Source organism: Streptosporangium sp. NPDC006007, assembly GCF_040614315.1.
Classification (GTDB): Bacteria; Actinomycetota; Actinomycetes; order Streptosporangiales; family Streptosporangiaceae; genus Streptosporangium.
Genome location: NZ_JBEXUG010000004.1, coordinates 208,383 through 225,778 on the forward strand (window position 1 = coordinate 208,383; position 17,396 = coordinate 225,778).

Genomic DNA, 17,396 nt, shown 5'->3' on the forward strand with positions numbered 1-17,396 from the left:
CTTCGCATTAGTCGGGGTCGCAGGGCTCGTACTCGGTTTCGGCGGGCGCGCAGTCGCTCCCGTCACCGGAACTCGGCTTGCAGTCCGGGTTGCAGGTCCGGTTGTGGCGCGGCGCGGGCACGGTGGCGACCAGCTCGCACCAGCGCGGGCCACCGATGATGTCGCCGAGCGGCGTCTCACGGACGTTGCCCGCCGTCATCCACCGGGACATGACGCAGGGCCAGACGTCCCCATCGGGGTTCACGGCCGCCTTGCCGTCGCCGCACCGCCCGCAGAGCTTGGATACGTCGTTGACGGGCCGATCGCCGACGCCCCGGCCGTAGGGGCGAACCCAGTCCGTCCCGATGGTCACGACGCCCATGCTCTTGAGGTCTGCGATGGCCCCCTGCACATCTTGGTCGTCGTGGACGCCGACGATAGCGGCCCTGATTTTGATCCCCAGCTCCAGCGCCTTGACGATGTTGGCCCTGGTGCGGGTATGGCTGCCGACCCTGCCGGTGATGCGGTCGTGTTTATCGGCCTGAGCGGAGTAGTAGCTGGTCGCCAGAGAGACACCCGGCAAGCAGAACAGCCTCCACCAGGAGTCGCGGATAGCCACCAAGTTGGAGAAGACCTCCACAGTCGGACCATAGCCCAAGGCGACCAGCAGGATCCGCTCGAAATCCGGGTGGGTGGTCGGCTCACCACCGATGAGCTGGACGCGGGTCACGCCGAGGCCGGCGCCTTCCTCCAGCAGTTCCGTCCAGTCGGACAGGGCCATGGTGCCGTGGCCGCCGTTCGGGCCGGAGGCGGCGTAGCAGTGGAAGGGGCATTCGAGGGGACACTTGCCGGTCAGTTCCAGGTCCAGCCTGGTGAGGGTTGCGGACACGGGTTCGCCTTTCCGGTGGGGTGGCTGACCTTGTGGAGGAGGCCGCTGGGGCGGCGGGGATGGTCGGCTCGGCGATCTGTCCTTCGCTGAACCCGGTGGCCATGGCGGTCATAGTTCGAGCGTTGAGGCGCGTTCACCTGGGCGTCTACAAGGTTTCACGAGATTGCAGGAACTCTCGTGCCCCCTCGATCAACTCGCGGGCTGCGGCCCCGTAGACGGCCTGCTCCTGAAGGGCTGTGAACGCCTTGAGGAAGAACGCGAGGTCCTCGGCCCGTGTTGTCTGGAAGCGCCCTGTCCACAATTCGCTGCGCACGAGGGAGGCGTCGAACATGTAGAAGCACTCGCCGCCCCAGAGCTTGCGGAAGCCCGGCGGAATGATCCCCAAGGCCACATTGGGCAGACGGGTGACACGCGAGAGGAAGTCGAATTGCTCGTTCATGGTGGCCAGGTCGCCGAAGGCGTAGGTAAGGACGGCGGCCTCCATGACGAAGCCATACATGTGGGCGGTGCCGCCGGTCACCAGGTGCTGGCGCTCCAGCCGCGCCTGGACTGCTTCCTCCACCCCGTCGAGCGGTAGTCCGTGAAGGGTGGCGTTGGCAGTGAGGACGCCTCGCAGGTAGCCGGGCGTTTGGAGGATGCCGGGCACTACGATGGCCTCATAGGCGCGCAGGAGCCTGGTCTGCTCATAGAGGGGGGTACCGGCCGCCTGGATGGCCTTCTGGCTCTTCTTACGGAAATCCTCCCTATACTCCTCCCACATGCGCCGTACGTCGCGGTAGACGGCGATCAGTTCGGGGATGAGCCGGTCCGCGCCGCAGGCAATGGACCAGGCGCGGATGTCGCCTTCGGATGGACTCTGCCGGGCGTGCTCGATGCGCGAGATCTTGGTGGGGTGCAGGCCGGTGAGAACGGCCAGTTGCCTGCCGTTCAGCCCGGCGTCGCGGCGGAGATCCCGCAGCCTGATCCCGAATGCCTTCTTGGCTTCGGCCGACTGGTCTTGCACGGCTGGGGTGTCTTAAGCGGGCTTGTACTTGTGATGAGGGATGGCCAGAGCCCAGGCCGCCTCGAAGGCGTCCAGGCACAGCTTGACCACCTCAGGCTCGGTGTAGAGCTGGATTTCGGCGCGGTCCCCGTTGCCGTCAAGGACGTTGAACACGGCGGTGTGACCGTCCAGCACGAAGAAGTCATTGCCGGGCAGGGGCAGCGTGGAGGTCAGCCGCCGGGGGAGCCATCGCAGATCCTCGCCCGCGTCTACGGCCGGACCGCTGTATTGGACGGCCATCCGCTGATAATCCGACAGGGGTTCAGAGATTACGCGGACGCGCCGTAGATGCTCCCCGGCCTGCTCCATCTCCGCGACGCTGTCCGCCCAGACCTGATAGGAGGCCGCCACGGCGTCGAGATCGCCCGCCAGGAACAGCTCCAGGTCCTCGGCGTCTACCGCGTAGAAGTCGCGCTGTTCAAGTTTGAGGGTCTCGCGCACGTCCTTGAGCAGCTCCGACCGCTGCTTGGCCGAGATCAATTCCATACCGCTCCTCGACATACATCTGAACGAACCGCTCGGCCAGCGCCTCCGGGATCTCCAGAAACGTCTCGTCATCTCCGAGGGCGCGCAACTGAGCTCCGATGCCGTCTCCTCGGCGAATGCCCTGTACTACCCAGCTTTGGCGGTCCGTCCGGTAGAAAGCGGGGCAGTCGTCCTTCGTCTTGGAGGTGGAACTTTTGCAGTAGAAGGTAAGCCGTACGTCATCGCCGTTGCCGGGGTGTTGCATGAGATTGCACCTCCGAGGTCGCGAATCGCCTCCCCGAGGGCGCATGCCGTTCCGACTCGCGTCAAGCGGTCTTGAGCGCGGTTGGCGGGCGAGGCGTTGGCGGGCTTCCTACGCTGAAGGAGAGGTTGAGACGGGCATGGTGGTTCACATGTCCCCGGGGTGTCCTCGCCGGGGAGGCCGGCGAGGACACCGGGGGCGACCGGCGCGGGTTTCCCACCCCTCTTGAGGGGTCTTCTGGGGTGGGGTGGCCGTCGGCGCTCTTCGTGGATCTGGCCGCGCGTCAGGCGTGACCGGCGGGGATGGTGCCGAGACGCCCCGCCTGGTAGTCCTCGAACGCCTTGACCAGCTCCTCCTGCGTGTTCATCACGAACGGCCCGTAGTGCGCGACCGGCTCGCCGATCGGCTCTCCGCCAAGCATGACGACCTCCAGCCCCGAGGTGGGCGAGGCGGTGATCGTGATGGTCTCGGCGTCGGTGGCCAGGCCAGGGCGGTTGCCGAAGCCCTCGAAGACCGCGAGCTGTCCAGCGCCGATGGGCGCCTTCTCCGCGCCGACGCCGCCCTTGCCGGACAGCACGTACGCCAGGGCGTTGAAGTCCTTGCGCCAGGGCATCGTGAGCCGCGCGCCGGGGCTGACGCTGGCGTGGAGCAGGGTGATCGGGGTGTGGGTCGAGCCGGGACCGGTGTGCCCGGCCACGTCACCGGCGATCAGGCGGACCAGGGCGCCTCCGTCGTGGCTGCTGAGCAGGACGACCTTGGCACGTCCGATGTCCTGATATTTCGGGGTGAGCATCTTGTCCTTGGACGGCAGGTTCACCCAGAGCTGGATGCCGTGGAAGAGCCCGCCCTGCTGGACGAGCCACTCCGGCGGGGCCTCGATGTGCAGCAGCCCGGATCCGGCGGTCATCCACTGGGTGTCCCCGTCCGCGATGACACCGCCACCGCCGTGGGAGTCCTGGTGGACGAACGTGCCGTCGATGATGTAGGTGACGGTCTCGAAGCCCCGGTGCGGGTGCCAGGGGGTGCCCTTGGGCTCTCCGGGGGCGTAGTCCACCTCGCCCATCTGGTCCATCATGATGAACGGGTCGAGGTACTCGGGCTTGATCGTCGCCAGTGCCTTGCGGACGGGGAAGCCCTCTCCCTCGAAGCCGCTCGGCGCGGTTTCGACGGCGAGCACCTTCCGGCCGATTCCCAGGTCCTGCGGGATGCGGGGCAGGGTCAGCGGGTTCTCTACGGTCACGGCGGGCATGTGGGGCTCCTTCCTGCGGGGCTCGCCGGTATCAACTCAGTTGATTCTTCAACTATTCCGCGAGGGTGGGATCACCCCTCGGCCGAACATCTCCGGCGAGGGACGGGGACGACGACCGCGCCGCGCGAGCCGAGATCTCCTACCTTGATATCCGCCGCCGTAACCGGCTTGGCGGCGTCCTCAGGCAGTGTGAACATGCGGCTCACCGGCGCCTCACGGCTCCCCCAAGGGAAAGACGTGACATGACGAGAACACACCTCAGCAGGGGCGCTTGGTGATCGCCCGGCTCCGCGGACGCGACGAGATCGTGTTCTTCGCCTTCCTCTCGCGGGTGCACGCCGGGCTCGCCGGTGCCTGGTGGCTGCTGATCATCGTTCGTGGTGTGCTGCCGGCCGTATTGACCATCCTGATAGGAGAGCTGGTCGGAGCCGTGGAACAGAGCCTTCCACTCGCGGAGCCGCTGGCCGCGACCGGGACGGTGTTCGTGCTGATCCAGCTACTCGCGCCCGTGCACGCTCAAATGTGCGGCAATCTCGGCGACCGGCTGGCCGACCGGTTGCATACCCTGCTGGGGGAGGCCACGTCGCTTCCCTCAGGACTGGCGCATCTGGAATCACGCAGGCTGGCCGAGCGGCTGGCCGTTGCCCAGGACTTCAACCTCGGCATCTCGGGTCCGCCCATGTCGATCTCCATCGGCCTGATCACCGGCGGACTGGTGGAGTTCGTCGCCGGGCTCGCCCAGACGGCGGTTCTCTTCACCTATCACCGGTGGGCGGCACTCCTGGTGGCGGGAGCCTGGCTCTCGACTCACTGGCTTCTGCGGGAGAGCAGCTCCTGGGACCGTGACACCGACGACGTGCTCGCCGCACAGCGCACCGCCGAGTACACCTACCGGCTGGCGGTGGACGCGCCCGCGGCGAAGGAGCTGCGGATCTTCGGCCTGAGCGAATGGACCGTGGCGAGGTTCGCCGCCGAGCGCAGGAAGCTGATCGACCTGCGCCGGCAGGCCACTCGACTGCGGCGGCGTCCGATTCGGTGGGGCATCGTCGTCCTCGTCGTCGCGAACGGGCTCATGTTCTGGTCGCTGGCCGCGGAGGCGTCCTCGGGTGCCGTGTCCACCGGCCAGGCGGTGATGTTCGCTCAGGCCACGCTCGGCACGGCCGCTCTGGCCTTCGGCGGGATCAACTGGGCACTGCCCCCCACCGCCGAGTCCGTCGCCACCGCGCTCAGCCTGCGCGAGGTGATGAGGGAAGCCGGAGAACTGCCTTCGGAGGGTCGCAGCGCCGAGGGGCTGCCGTCGGCCGGCATCCACCTGCGAGACCTCTCCTTCCACTATCCCAACGATGCGCGTCCCGTGTTCAACGGACTGGACCTGACGATCGAGGCCGGCAGATCTCTCGCCGTCGTCGGAGTCAACGGAGCCGGAAAGACCACCCTGGTCAAACTCCTGTGCCGGCTCTACGACCCCACAGGCGGAGCGGTCGAAGTGGACGGAGTCGACATCCGGGAGTTCGACCTTGAGTCCTGGCGCGGCCGGATCGCCGCGGTCTTTCAGGACTTCCTGCGCTATCACATGCCGCTCCGTGACAACGTGGCGCCTCTGGGGGCCTCGGAGGAGGTGATCGTGGCGGCGCTCGCCGAGGCCGGCGCGCTGGACATGGTGGATCTCGACACGATCCTCGCCCGAGGGTATGAGGGCGGTACGGACCTGTCCGGCGGCCAGTGGCAGCGGGTCGCGCTGGCCCGGGCTCTGGCCGCGGTGCGCCTGGGCGCGGGTGTGGTGATTCTCGACGAGCCCACGGCCCAGCTCGACATCCGCGGTGAGGCGGAGATCTTCGAGCGTATCCTCGCGGCGACCCGCGGGATGACGACGATCCTGATCTCGCACCGCTTCTCCACCGTCCGGCACGCCGACCGGATCTGCGTGCTGGAGGAGGGCCGGGTGGCGGAGCTCGGCACGCACGCGGAGCTTATGGCCGCGGGAGGGCGCTATCACTCGCTCTACACGCTGCAGGCATCCCGGTTCACCGCGGTCAACGGGGACGCCGTGAAGACGGAAGAGGCTGGGGCATGATCCGCGGAGCGGGCGGAGCACGGGCCGCCGAGGAGACGTCCGACCCGCTGCCCTCCTCACTCATCTCGCTGGGCCGCTCGCTGCGCATGGGGTATCGCTCCAGTCCCGGCCTGATCCTGATCGCCTTGGTCACCACATTGGCCGGCGCCGCGCCTGACGCGCTGTTCGCCCTTGGCTTGGCCGCGCTGGCGAACGCGATGGCCGGGGGCAGCCACGGCGAGATCTTCGCGAGCGCGGGCCTGCTGGCGCTCATGGCAGCCTCCAACTGGCTGCTGGGTCTGGTCGGCGACCGGGCGAACCGGCGTTTCGCCGATCGCGCGTCTGTCCACGTGGAGTCGCACATCGCGAGCCTGCAGGCGGGTGTGGCCACCCTTGAGCACCACGAGCGCCCCGATCAGCTCGATCGCATCTCCGTGCTTCGTGATCACGCACCGGCGCTCAGTGATCTCTACCAGCAGCTGTTCGATCTTTTCGGCGCCGCGCTGAGGCTGTTGATCACGCTCGTCCTGCTGTGGTCCGTGCACCCGCCCCTGATCCTGATGGCCGTGTTCGCCATGCCCACGGTCTTGGTGTCGGGCCGCCGCGCGGCGGCCGAGAAACGCGTGGAGGAGGCCGGTGCGAGCCACAGCAGGCTCGCCCGCCACCTGTTCCTGCTGGCCACCTCGGCCTCCGGGGGAAAGGAACTGCGTGTCGCCGGAACCGGCGGTCTGGTGCTCGACCGGAGGCACGCGGCCTGGGAACGGGGTTACCATCCGCTGGCTCGAACGCGATGGGTGAGCGCGCTCTGGCAGTCCGGGGCGCTGGCACTCTTCGGCGCGGCGTTCATGACCGCGGTGGCGTACGTGGCGACGCATGGCTCGGGCAGGGCCGGAGCGGTCCTGCTGGTGCTTTCCGCAGGCAGCCGGCTCTCCGGGTACATCGGGCAGACAATCGGCCAAATGCACTTCTTCCGCACGATCTGGCTGGACTGTTCGCGCAAGCTGGCGTGGCTTGAGGACTACGCGAGAAGTCGCGAGGGGGCAGCGGACCTGCGTGCGCCGTCGCGCCTGCGGCGGGGGATTCGCCTGGAAGGGGTGAGCTTCGGATACCCGGGTACTCAGCGCGTCGTTCTGGACGACATCAGCGTAGAGCTTCCCGCGGGGTCCGTCGTCGCTCTCGTCGGGGAGAACGGGGCGGGAAAGTCGACTCTGGTGAAGTTGCTGTGTGGTCTCTACACGCCGACCTCAGGTCGGCTCACCGCCGACGGTGCCGACCTCGCGCGTGTCGCCCCCGCCGCGTGGCGACGCCGGCTGACCGGCGCTTTCCAGGACTTCTTCGCGTTCGAGTACCGGTTGCAGTGCTCGGTAGGGCTTGGGGACCTGAGCCGTGAGGGCGACGAGGAGGCCGTTGTGGCGTCCTTGGAGAAGGCGGGCGCCGCGGATCTGGTGGCATCGTTGCCCTCAGGCGTGCGGACGCAGCTCGGGGCGAGCTGGCCGGACGGGGTCGACCTTTCGCACGGACAGTGGCAGCGCGTGGCCCTCGCCCGTGGCTTCATGCGCGAAGACCCGTTGCTGACGGTGCTCGACGAGCCGACGTCCGCGGTGGACGTGGAGACGGAGCACGCCCTTTTCGAGCGGTACGCCGCCCTTGCGCGGTCAGGTGCGGAGGCCGGCACCGGCGGGGTCACGCTGCTGGTCTCACACCGGTTCTCAACGGTGCGGATGGCGGATCTGATCATCGTGCTCGACGGCTCGCGTCTCGTGGAGCAGGGCTCCCATGAGGAGCTGATGGCGGAGGACGGGCACTACGCGGAGCTCTACAACATCCAGGCGGCCGCCTATCACAGAGGCATGGTCTGAGGCGGCCGAAACCCACCGGCATCAACTCAGTTGATTTTTTAACTATTCTGCGAGGGTGGGATCACCCCTCAGCCGAACACCTCCGGCGGGGGGACGGGGATGACGACCGCGTCGCCGTCGCGCAGTGGTGGCGCCCCTGCCACGAACCTGGTCAGATCCTGGCCGTACACGCACCGGGCCTGGTTGAGGCCGCCCGCGGCCCGGCGGGTCAGATCGGCGAAGGGAAGCTCAACGCGGGAGGCGGCGACGATGAGGTTGCCGAAGCGGCGCCCCCGCATGACGCCGGGATCGGCCAGCAGAGCCAGGTGACGGAAGGTGCCGCCGACGGTGGCGAGCACCCGGCGGGCGAAGGCCAGGCCCTTGCCGTCGGCGACGTTGAGCAGCAGGGTCCCCGCCGGGCGCAGGACGCGCGCCACGTCGCCCATGTACTCGCGGGTGGCCAGGTCGATCGGCATGGTGGCCCCGCTGAAGGCGTCCAGCACGAACAGGTCGGCCGAGGAGTCGGGGAGAGCGGCGGTGGCGGTACGCCCGTCGAGCACCCTGACCTTGAGCCGGGGCACCGACTTCAGCCTGAGCTGGTCCCTGACCAGCTGGACGAGCCCGCCGTCCGGCTCGGCGACGACCTGCCACGACCCCGGGCGGGTCGCCGCGACGTAGCGGGGCAGGGTGCAGGCGCAGCCGCCCACGTGCACGGCGGAGAGCGGGCCCTCGTCGAGCAGGTCGATCACGATGGCCATCAGCCGCACGTACTCGAAGTCGAGGTAGGTGGGGTCGTCCAGGTCCACATAGGACTGGGGCACGCCGTCCTTGGAGATCACCCACCCCGAGGGCCGGTCGAGGTCGCCCAGGAGGTCGACCTCGCCGAAGCTCACCGGGTAGCGGCCCGGCATCGGTTCCCGAGGTTGGCGCCTGATCACTTTTGCCCTACTTTCCACCGCTGTTGAGGTACAACCGGGGGGACACCCTTGGGAGAAACCGTATGCGTAGCCGAGCGCTCCTCACGCTCATCGCCGTAGTGCTCCTCGTCATCGGCGTGAGCGTCTACACCCTGCTGCGGTCGGGCGGTCCCGAGGGGGCCGCCGAGGCGGCCGACCCCGGGGAGACGGGCCGGGCCTACCTGGCGCTCTGGGAGCGGAGCGACCTCGCCGGGATGAGCGGCCTGGTCGCCGACCGGCCCGCCGACTTCGTCGAGCGGCACCTCGCGTTCGCCCGCGACCTGGACGTCGAGTCGCTGAGGCTCACCCCCGGAACGCTCAGGCGCCAGGACGGGCAGACGGCCGAGCTGCCGTTTCAGGGGGTCAGGACGATCAGGAACCGGGGCGAGTGGCCGTTCGAGTCCACGCTGCGGCTGACCCTGCGGGACGGGCGCTGGAGGGTGCTCTGGGCGCCGGAGACGATCCATCCGGCCCTCGCGGGCGGCGGGCGGATCGAGTTCAAGGAGATCCAGGCCCCCGCCGCCGAGCCGGTCACCGGCTCCGGCGACCCGATCCCGCACGACAGCGGCGCCGAGAGCTACTTCGGCCTGTTCGGCGACGGCCGGCAGGCGACCGGGAACGGCTACGCGATCGAGGCGGTCCAGGCGGACGGCGGGAGCCGGGAACTGATGGTCTTCCAGCCGCCACAGGTCAAGGGGACTCCCACCACGCTCTCCCGGCCGGTCCAGGCCGCCGCGGCCCGCGCGCTGGACGGCGTGTCCCAGCCCGCCGCGATCGTCGCGGTGCGGAGCCACACCGGTGAGGTGCTGGCGGTCGCCGACCGGCTGGGCGGGGGGAACGGCGGGCAGAACGCCTTCCGCGGCTACTACCCGCCGGGCTCGACGTTCAAGGTGATCACCGCGACCGCCCTGCTCGTCGGCGGCCTGACCCCGGACTCCCCGACGGACTGCCCCGCCTCCTACACGCCCGCCGGCGGCCGTCCGTTCGGCAACGCCGAGGGGCACAGCGCCCCGGGGCCGATCAGCCTGACCACCGCCTTCGCGATCTCCTGCAACACGGCCTTCATCGAGCAGTCGGCCAGGCTGCTGCCGGACGGCGGCGGCCTGGTGCGGGCCGCCAGGCTGTTCGGCTTCAACAGGGACATCGAGGGTCCGGGGGTCTGCGGCAGGATCCGGCCCCCGGAGGGCGCCGACCAGCTGGCTTCCGCCGCCATCGGCCAGGGGGCCGTGGTCGCCAGCCCGCTCTGCATGGCCTTGGCCGCCGCCGCCGTGCAGGACGGCTCCTGGCACCAGCCGGTCGTGATCCCGGGGAGTCCGCGGGGCAGACCGGTCCCGCTGCCGGCGAAGGCGGCCACCGGCCTGCGCGCGATGATGAGGGCGGTCGTGTCGGCCGGCACCGCCTCCTCCGGGGGGCTTCCCCCCGGTACGGCGGGCAAGACGGGGACCGCCGAGGCGGGGGGAGGGGGGGAGCACGCCTGGTTCATCGGCTACCGGGGCGACACGGCCTTCGCCGTCTTCGTGAAGAACGGCGGCGCCGGTGCCCAGGCGGCCGTCCCCATCGCCGCCCGCTTCCTCCGGGCGCTCTAGCCGGCGTGACGGCGGGGCCGACGGTTCGGGCGAACCTGTCAGGAGGATCACAACCTACGGTGCCGTAACTTACGTTACCGTAGGTTCATGACCACGACCGCTGCCGAGGGATCTCCCCTCCCCGGGGCGAGCAAGCCCCGCCTCCGTGGCTGGCTGCACGCCGGAGCCCTGCCCGTCGCGCTCGTCGCCGGCTTCGTCCTCGTCGCCCTGGGGCCCACTCCGCAGTCGCGGCTGGCCGCCGCCGTCTACGCCGTGACCTCGGGCCTGCTCTTCGGCATCTCGGCCACCTATCACCGGGGCGCGCTCTCGCCGCGCCTGGAGGAGGTGCTGCACCGCCTCGACCACGCCAACATCTACCTGATCATCGCGGGCACCTACACGCCCTTCGCGCTGCTCGCCCTGGACGGTCCGGCCCGCCCGGTGGTCCTGGCCGTGATCTGGGCGGGGGCCGTCGCCGGGGTGCTGTTCCGGGTGCTGTGGACCTCGGCACCCCGGTGGCTCTCCACGGCGCTCTACATCGCCCTGGGCTGGACGGCCGTCTTCGTGCTGCCCCAGCTGGTGGCGGGCGCAGGGGTGGTCGCGGTGCTGCTGGTCCTGGCCGGCGGGCTGCTCTACACCGCGGGCGGCGTGGTCTACGGCCTGCGGCGCCCCGATCCCTCACCCCGCTGGTTCGGCTTCCACGAGGTCTTTCACGCCCTGACCGTCGCGGCCTACCTGGTCCAGTACGTCGCGGTCTCCCTGGTGGTCTACGCCGCCGGGTAGCGGGCCGGTCCGTTCGGCGTGTCGGAGGCCGGGTCTTGGGAGGGGGCCGGGCCGTCGGAGGCGGCCGGAAGCCCTCTCTGGGGCGATTCACCTGAATCTGCGATAGACCCGATTTGACGGAATCGCGGTGTCGTATTGGAGATCTTCGGGAAATGATCGGAACACACGGGGGTCGATCGCATCGGGGGGTCGCATGGAAGAGCTGTCTCGCAGCTGGTGGGTGTATCTGGTCCGGGGGATCTGCGCGATCCTGTTCGGCGTGCTGGCCCTCATCTGGCCGGCCATCACCATCCTCGCGCTGGTCGTCGTCTTCGGTGCCTACGCCATCGTGGACGGCGTGTTCGCCCTGTTCGGCGCGGGCCGGGGGGACGGCTCCGGCTCCCGGGGCTGGATGATCTTCTATGGCGTCGTCAGCATCCTGTTCGGCGTCACGGTCTTCATCTGGCCCCGGATCACCGCGCTCGTCCTGCTCTTCTTCATCGCGGGCTGGGCCGTCGTCACCGGTGTCCTGGAGATCGTGGCGGGCATCCGGGTGCGCAAGACCGTGGCGAACGAGTGGATGTTCATCGTCAGCGGCGTGCTGTCGGTGATCTTCGGCATCCTGCTGTTCATCTGGCCCGGCGCGGGCGCGCTGGCCGTGATCTGGCTCATCGGCGTGATGGCCATCCTGTACGGCATCTCCCTGGTGGTGCTCTCCTTCCGGGTCAAGGCGCTCGGCTCCCAGGGGCCCGGAACCTCGGGAACCACTCCTCGTGTCGCGTGATTGCCGGATAATCTCCAGAAAAATCTAGGCGTGCACGTAATGTATCCATATAGATGCGTCAACATCGGAGAATCATCCTCCTGACCCAATGTGGAGGGAACATGGACGTGCACGGCCGTCTCGCCCGTCATCTGCTGGTCGACGGTTACCGATTGGTGCTGGACCTCGAACAGAGCCGGGGATCCCGGCTCGTCGACGCCCGCACCGGCCGGAGTTATCTGGACTTCTACACCTTCTTCGCGTCGGCCCCGCTCGGCGTGAATCCGTTCGACGACGATCCGGACTTTCTGGCCCTGCTCGGCAGAGTCGCCGCGAACAAACCCGCCAACTCCGATCTCTACACCGGCCACCTCGCCGACTTCACCGAGACCTTCGCCCGGGTGCTCGGCGACCCGGAGTTGCCGCACCTGTTCTTCGTGGAGGGCGGGGCCCTCGCCGTCGAGAACGCGCTGAAGTGCGCCTTCGACTGGAAGAGCCGCCGCAACGAGGCGGCGGGACGCTCCGCGGAGCTGGGGAGCAGGGTGCTCCACCTCACCCGCGCCTTCCACGGCCGCAGCGGCTACACCCTCTCGCTCACCAACACCGACCCGGTCAAGACCGACCGTTTCCCGACCTTCGGCTGGCCCCGGATCGAGGTGCCCGCGATCCACCACGGCGACGTCGAGGCGGCCGAGGAACGGGCGCTGGCCCAGGCGCGGGAGGCCTTCGAGCGCCATCCGCACGACATCGCCTGCTTCATCGCCGAGCCGATCCAGGGCGAGGGCGGTGACAACCACATGCGGGCCGAGTTCCTGCAGGCCATGGAGCGCCTCTGCCACGAGCACGACGCGCTGTTCGTCCTGGACGAGGTGCAGACCGGTGCGGGGATCACCGGCACCCCCTGGGCCCACCAGCAGCTCGGCCTCCACCCCGACATCGTGGCCTTCGCCAAGAAGGTCCAGGTCGGCGGCATCATGGCGGGCCGCAGGGTCGGGCTGGTGCCGGACAACGTGTTCCAGGTCAGCGGCCGGATCAACTCCACCTGGGGCGGCGGGCTGGTGGACATGGTCCGTTCCCGGCGGATGCTGGAGATCGTCGAACGCGACGATCTGATCCGGCGCGCCGGGGAGCTCGGTCACGAGCTGCTCGCCGCGCTGCTGAAGGTCCAGGACCGCTTCCCCGAGCAGGTCGGCAACGCCCGGGGACGCGGTCTCATGTGCGCCTTCGACCTGCCGGACGCAGCCCGGCGCGACCTGCTGGTCAGCCGGCTCAGGCAGGACGAGGGGGTGCTCGTGCTGCCCTGCGGGGAGCGGTCGGTACGGCTCCGCCCGGCGCTGTCGGTCACCGCCGAGGAACTATGGGAGGGCGTGGCGGCCCTTCAGCGGGTCCTGGAGACCTCCCCGGACCCGGATCCGGAACTCCCGGCGTAGAGGGTGATCCCGGCCCCGGCTCAGGGCCCGAGCCCGGGGCCGGGACGCCCGCCGTGGCGTACGGGTCATCCGCGTCTCCGGAGGCCGGGGTTGCGGGGCAGGGGGGCCCGCCGGCCCCTGGCTCGCGGGCGCGCCCGGGGTTCAGAGGTGCCGGGGGTCCTCCCCGGTGGTCCGTCCCAGCCAGAGCTCGATCGCGGTCAGCCGTGAATCCGCGCCGAGCTTGGCGTAGATCCTGTTCACATGGTTCTTCACGGTCTTCTCGCTGAGGAACAGGCGCTGGGCGATCTGCCCGTTGGAGCAGCCCGTGGCGATCAGCTCCATGACCTCCGCCTCGCGCCTGCTCAAGCCCGTCACCACTCTGGGTTCGGCGTCGAGCGGTGCGTCGTCGACTCTCATCCGGCCTCCGAGGGCAGGCAACACGGTCAGGTCGCCGAAACCCCCGGTCTCACGGCGTAGCGATAGCAGTGAGCATAACCTGCGACATCAGTCTTTGGTGGGCAAGTCCGCATCGGAGGAGAAGCGGAACGGCCGGTCCCTCAGGACCGGCCGTTCTCTCCGGGGTGAGCGAGGGGACTTGAACCCCCGGCATCTAGGACCACAACCTAGCGCTCTGCCAACTGAGCTACGCCCACCATGTCCGCCGCGGCGGCACATGAAAAGTGTAGCGGTCTTTGGGAGTCGTTTCGCACCCGCTTTTCGCGGCGAGGGCTCAGGTGACGCGGGTGGAGACGCTCTCGGCCACCTCGCGGGCGGTGGCCGAGTCGGGGCCGGGCTGGGGCACGAAGACCGCCGCGCGGTAGTAGCGCAGCTCCCTGATGCTCTCCACGATGTCGGCCAGCGCGCGGTGACCGCCCTGCTTCTCGGGTGAGGCGAAGTAGACGCGTGGGTACCACCGCCGGGCGAGCTCCTTCACCGAGGACACGTCGATCATCCGGTAGTGCAGGAACGTGTCCACGCCCGGCATGTCGCGCGCGATGAAGGACCGGTCCGTGGAGATCGAGTTGCCGCAGAGCGGCGCCCGCTTCGGCTCCGGGATGTGGCCCTTGATGTAGTCGAGCACCAGGGCCTCGGCCTCGGCCAGCGTGACGCCCCCGCCGAGCACCTCCAGCAGCCCGGAGGCGGTGTGCATCTCCCTGACCACCTCCGACATCTGCTCCAGCGCCTCGGGCGGGGGCTTGATGACCACGTCCACACCCTCGTCAAGCCGGTTCAGCTCGCCGTCCGTGACCACGCAGGCCACCTCGACCAGCGCGTCTCGGCTGAGGTCGAGCCCGGTCATCTCACAGTCGATCCAGACCAGCAGGTCACTCATAGCCTTCAGGGTAGTACTCCCTTCAGGAGATCTTGAGCGAGTCGAGTACCCGATCGGCCACCGAGAAGTCGAGGTTGTCGGGCACGGACATGTACATCAGCGCCGGGCGCCTGCCCGCTCCCCGGTCCACGATCACGAATGTGGCCCGTTCCTTCTTCCACTTCCAGCCCTTGGCCCGGGCCTCCCTGGAGAAGTCGAGGTCGAAGGTGAACACCCAGGCGTCCTTGCCGCTCACCTTGACGGCCTTGTCCTTGACGACCTTCCGCTCGTGGGCGGGACTGTAGAAGGTCGGTTCGACCGCGTGCAGCAGCGTCGCGGCGACCCCGTGCATGCTGCGGACCCCGTCGTAGCCGAACTTGTCGGGAAGCTCACCGGTGAAGACGTTGCCGAGCCAGTTGTTGCCCCGGCCGTCGTAGTCCTCGTGGGACATCGCCACGGCCCCGCTGGTCCACACGAACCCGATCGGGTCGGTGCCCGTACTGACGGGCACCCGCCACGGGCTGCCGGGGAAGAGGTAGGACATGCCGGTCGCGGGGTCCTGGATGCGCCCGTCCTGCGGCCTGGGCAGCTCGGCCGTGGCCTCGGGCCGCGGGGTCTCCTGAGGCTCCCGCGTGTACGGCGGCTCGGACGTCTGGGGAGAGGGCACCCCCTCCTGAGTCGGCGGAACCGAGGGCGGCGTGGGGTCGCCGGCGGACGCCCGGCCCCGGGGGTTCACCAGGAACATGGCCGCGACCACGATCCCGACGATCAGGATCACCACCCCGCCGCCCCCCAGGATCCACGGCCACGGGCTGCTCTTACGCGGAGGTGGACCGGCGGGGAGGCCGTACCCTCCGGCGGGCAGCCGCATCGTGCCGCCGGCCGGGCCCCCGCCGCCCCAGTGCGGCTGCTCCGGCCGCGTCGCCGTCGGCCCCTGAGGCGGTCCGGCGGGCGAGGGCCACGTTCCCGTGGCTCCCGGCCCTCCGGGGCTCTCCGGCGCCCCAGGGGCCCCTGTGGGGCCTGTGGGGCCGATGGGTCCGGCGGTTCCGGCGGAACTCATGGGTCCGGCCGGTCCGGCGGTGCCGACCGGCGCGGACGGCGGTGCCGGCTGCTGGGGGAAGGCGCCGGTCTGAGGCGCCTGCGGTCCGGCCGGTGCGGCCGGACCGGCGGGGGCGTCGGCCGGGTGCGTGGCATCGGTCCACTGGTTGCCGTCCCACCACCGCAGCTGCGGTGAACCGTAGGGATCGGGGTACCAGCCGGCGGGGGTCTGCGTGGTCATGGCCGTCAGAGTAGTAAGAACCGGTTTGCCATGCATTGTGGACCTTGGGGCCTCACGGGCACCTGTAGGTGAAACTCGCCTTGTCCTGGAGTTTCCCGCCCGGCGGTAGCGGAGAGAGCAGCCGCAGGGTGGCCGTGCCCTTGAAACTCCCCTCACCCTTGACCGTCCACTCCAGGCTCACCTCGTGTGAGGTCTCCCCGGCGGCCACCGTGTCGGTCTGCTCGATCGGGGCCTTACGGTCGCTCCGTCTCCACTGGTAGTGGACCTCCCCGGCCGAGCCGTTGGTGGTGATCGTGCCCATGATCCTGACGGTCGTGTCACACCCCTGTGCCTTCTTCGGCGCGGTCGCCCGCACCTCGCTGACCGCCAGCGGGGCCGTCTGGCCCCGCAGCAGCCAGACGGCCAGGGCGCCCGCGATCATCAGCGCCAGGATCACCGAGGCGAGAGCCGTACGGCGCCGGCGTCGCCTGGCGGGCGCGCCCAGGCTGCGCAGCCGGTCGGACGGGGGGACGGTCTGCTGCTGGTCCCGGCCGGCACGCCAGATCTGCGCCGCGGTGGTCTCCGTCGGCACCCCGGGGCCGAAACGCACGACGGCCTCTCCCGTGGTCCCGGTGTTCGCGGTGTTCATCACGTTCGCGGTGTTCGCCATGTTCGCGCCGCCTCCGGTGTACGCCGGGCTCCCGGTGCTCGCGCCGCCTCCGGTGTGCCCGGCGTGGATCTCGCCGGTCCTGGGGACGTGCAGCAGCGTGACGATCTCCCCCTCGTCCGGCGGCGGCGTCACCGGGGCAGGGGGTGCCGTCCGGGCGGGCGCGTCGTGGCCCGGCCAGCGCCGCGCCACATCCACCAGAGCGTTTCGCGCGGGAAACCCCGGCAGCAGGTCGCGTCCGGCGAGCAGGGCGTCACGGGCCGCGGCGAGCCCGCGGAGGGAGGCCGTCGCCGCCGCCCGCTCCAGCACCTCGGCGCCCCGGGGAGAGGGGGCGGCCCAGTTCGCGGCCAGCTCGCGGGCCAACGAGGCCCAGGCCGCCACGTCGTGCTCGGCGGGGGAGGGGCGCCCGTTCAGCGCGTCGGCCAGCCCCCGTGCGGCGAGCAGCGCCGACCCGTCGGCGGAGATCACCACGGTGCCGGGGCCCAGCGCCCCGTGGGAGAGACCGGCGGCGTGCAGGGCCAGCAGCGTCCGCGCGGTCTCCAGCAGCACGGTGGCCGCTCCGCCCGCGTCGGGCCCGGGGGCGCCCAAAGACCCCGGGGACGCGGTGAGCAGATCGGCCACGGTCGGGCTCGCCGGCTCCGAGGTCAGCAGCCAGACCTCGTCCCGGGCCGCGATCAGGTCGGCGACCGGGACCAGCCCGGTCAGGCCGCCCCGGAGCAGTTCACGGTCCGCGACCACGGCCGCGACCAGCCGGTCTCGGGCCGCCGGATCCGAGGTCCACCGCGGATCGAACCTGAGCGCGCCGGCCGGCCGCCCGCCGGGCGTCACCGCCGACGACCAGGTGCCCAGTTCGTCGGAGCGGCTCCGGCCGGTCAGCCGGAATCCGGCGACGTTCCCCCCGTCAATATTCATGATCTTGTGTCCGTC

Annotated in this window: 14 protein-coding genes, 1 tRNA gene and 1 pseudogene; 6 read left to right on the forward strand and 10 right to left on the reverse strand. The window is 70.0% G+C overall.

Annotated features, from left to right (window positions below; all coding sequences use genetic code 11):
- Nucleotides 1-7: 7 nt before the first annotated feature.
- The 4 genes from ABZ194_RS05320 to ABZ194_RS05335 all read right to left on the reverse strand — a co-directional run bounded on the left by ABZ194_RS05320 (nt 8) and on the right by ABZ194_RS05335 (nt 3,886).
- Nucleotides 8-868, reverse strand: coding sequence for a radical SAM/SPASM domain-containing protein (locus tag ABZ194_RS05320; protein ID WP_355592547.1), 861 nt, complete (start codon nt 866-868; stop codon nt 8-10).
- Between the two features lie 145 nt (nt 869-1,013).
- On the reverse strand, nt 1,014-1,871 hold the full coding sequence (locus tag ABZ194_RS05325; RefSeq protein WP_355592549.1) for a helix-turn-helix transcriptional regulator: 858 nt from the start codon (nt 1,869-1,871) through the stop codon (nt 1,014-1,016).
- A 12-nt stretch (nt 1,872-1,883) separates the two neighbouring features.
- Complete coding sequence (locus ABZ194_RS05330) at nt 1,884-2,396, reverse strand: DUF6879 family protein (RefSeq protein ID WP_355592551.1); 513 nt, start codon at nt 2,394-2,396, stop codon at nt 1,884-1,886.
- 524 nt (nt 2,397-2,920) lie between these two features.
- The gene (locus ABZ194_RS05335) at nt 2,921-3,886 is read right to left on the reverse strand and encodes a pirin family protein (protein WP_355592553.1); all 966 of its coding nucleotides are present in this window, start codon (nt 3,884-3,886) and stop codon (nt 2,921-2,923) included.
- A gap of 274 nt (nt 3,887-4,160) precedes the next feature.
- Between ABZ194_RS05335 and ABZ194_RS05340 the strand changes: the two genes are divergently transcribed.
- Together ABZ194_RS05340 and ABZ194_RS05345 are read left to right on the forward strand one after the other, a co-directional pair.
- Nucleotides 4,161-5,960: an ABC transporter ATP-binding protein gene (locus ABZ194_RS05340; RefSeq protein WP_355592555.1), complete on the forward strand. Its 1,800-nt coding sequence runs from the start codon at nt 4,161-4,163 to the stop codon at nt 5,958-5,960.
- On the forward strand, nt 5,957-7,798 hold the full coding sequence (locus ABZ194_RS05345; protein WP_355592557.1) for an ABC transporter ATP-binding protein: 1,842 nt from the start codon (nt 5,957-5,959) through the stop codon (nt 7,796-7,798). Before ABZ194_RS05340 ends, ABZ194_RS05345 begins: the two co-directional genes overlap by 4 nt.
- Nucleotides 7,799-7,866: 68 nt before the next feature.
- Here the strand turns inward: ABZ194_RS05345 and ABZ194_RS05350 are convergent, their stop codons facing one another.
- On the reverse strand, nt 7,867-8,715 hold the full coding sequence (locus ABZ194_RS05350) for a fused MFS/spermidine synthase (protein WP_355592559.1): 849 nt from the start codon (nt 8,713-8,715) through the stop codon (nt 7,867-7,869).
- Between the two features lie 62 nt (nt 8,716-8,777).
- On the opposite strand from ABZ194_RS05350, the gene ABZ194_RS05355 reads away from it, so the two are divergent.
- From ABZ194_RS05355 to lat, 4 genes are all read left to right on the forward strand, one after another.
- Nucleotides 8,778-10,319: a penicillin-binding transpeptidase domain-containing protein gene (locus tag ABZ194_RS05355; RefSeq protein ID WP_355592561.1), complete on the forward strand. Its 1,542-nt coding sequence runs from the start codon at nt 8,778-8,780 to the stop codon at nt 10,317-10,319.
- A gap of 87 nt (nt 10,320-10,406) precedes the next feature.
- Entirely contained in the window at nt 10,407-11,081 is a 675-nt protein-coding gene (locus tag ABZ194_RS05360) for a hemolysin III family protein (RefSeq protein ID WP_355592563.1), read from the forward strand.
- Between the two features lie 193 nt (nt 11,082-11,274).
- Nucleotides 11,275-11,844, forward strand: a complete 570-nt coding sequence (locus tag ABZ194_RS05365) for an HdeD family acid-resistance protein (protein WP_355592565.1) — start codon at nt 11,275-11,277, stop codon at nt 11,842-11,844.
- 101 nt (nt 11,845-11,945) lie between these two features.
- Nucleotides 11,946-13,253, forward strand: a complete 1,308-nt coding sequence (lat, locus tag ABZ194_RS05370) for an L-lysine 6-transaminase (RefSeq protein WP_355592567.1) — start codon at nt 11,946-11,948, stop codon at nt 13,251-13,253.
- 141 nt (nt 13,254-13,394) lie between these two features.
- On the opposite strand, the pseudogene ABZ194_RS05375 reads toward lat, so the two are convergent.
- From ABZ194_RS05375 to ABZ194_RS05395, 5 genes and pseudogenes are all read right to left on the reverse strand, one after another.
- Nucleotides 13,395-13,601 (reverse strand): annotated as a pseudogene (locus ABZ194_RS05375) (helix-turn-helix transcriptional regulator); the annotation flags it as partial.
- 211 nt (nt 13,602-13,812) lie between these two features.
- Nucleotides 13,813-13,885, reverse strand: a tRNA-His gene (locus ABZ194_RS05380).
- Between the two features lie 77 nt (nt 13,886-13,962).
- Nucleotides 13,963-14,565, reverse strand: a complete 603-nt coding sequence (orn, locus tag ABZ194_RS05385; protein WP_355592569.1) for an oligoribonuclease — start codon at nt 14,563-14,565, stop codon at nt 13,963-13,965.
- A 22-nt stretch (nt 14,566-14,587) separates the two neighbouring features.
- Complete coding sequence (locus ABZ194_RS05390) at nt 14,588-15,823, reverse strand: DUF2510 domain-containing protein (protein ID WP_355592571.1); 1,236 nt, start codon at nt 15,821-15,823, stop codon at nt 14,588-14,590.
- Nucleotides 15,824-15,875: 52 nt separating this feature from the next.
- Entirely contained in the window at nt 15,876-17,381 is a 1,506-nt protein-coding gene (locus ABZ194_RS05395; RefSeq protein WP_355592573.1) for a hypothetical protein, read from the reverse strand.
- Between the last annotated feature and the right edge of the window lie 15 nt (nt 17,382-17,396).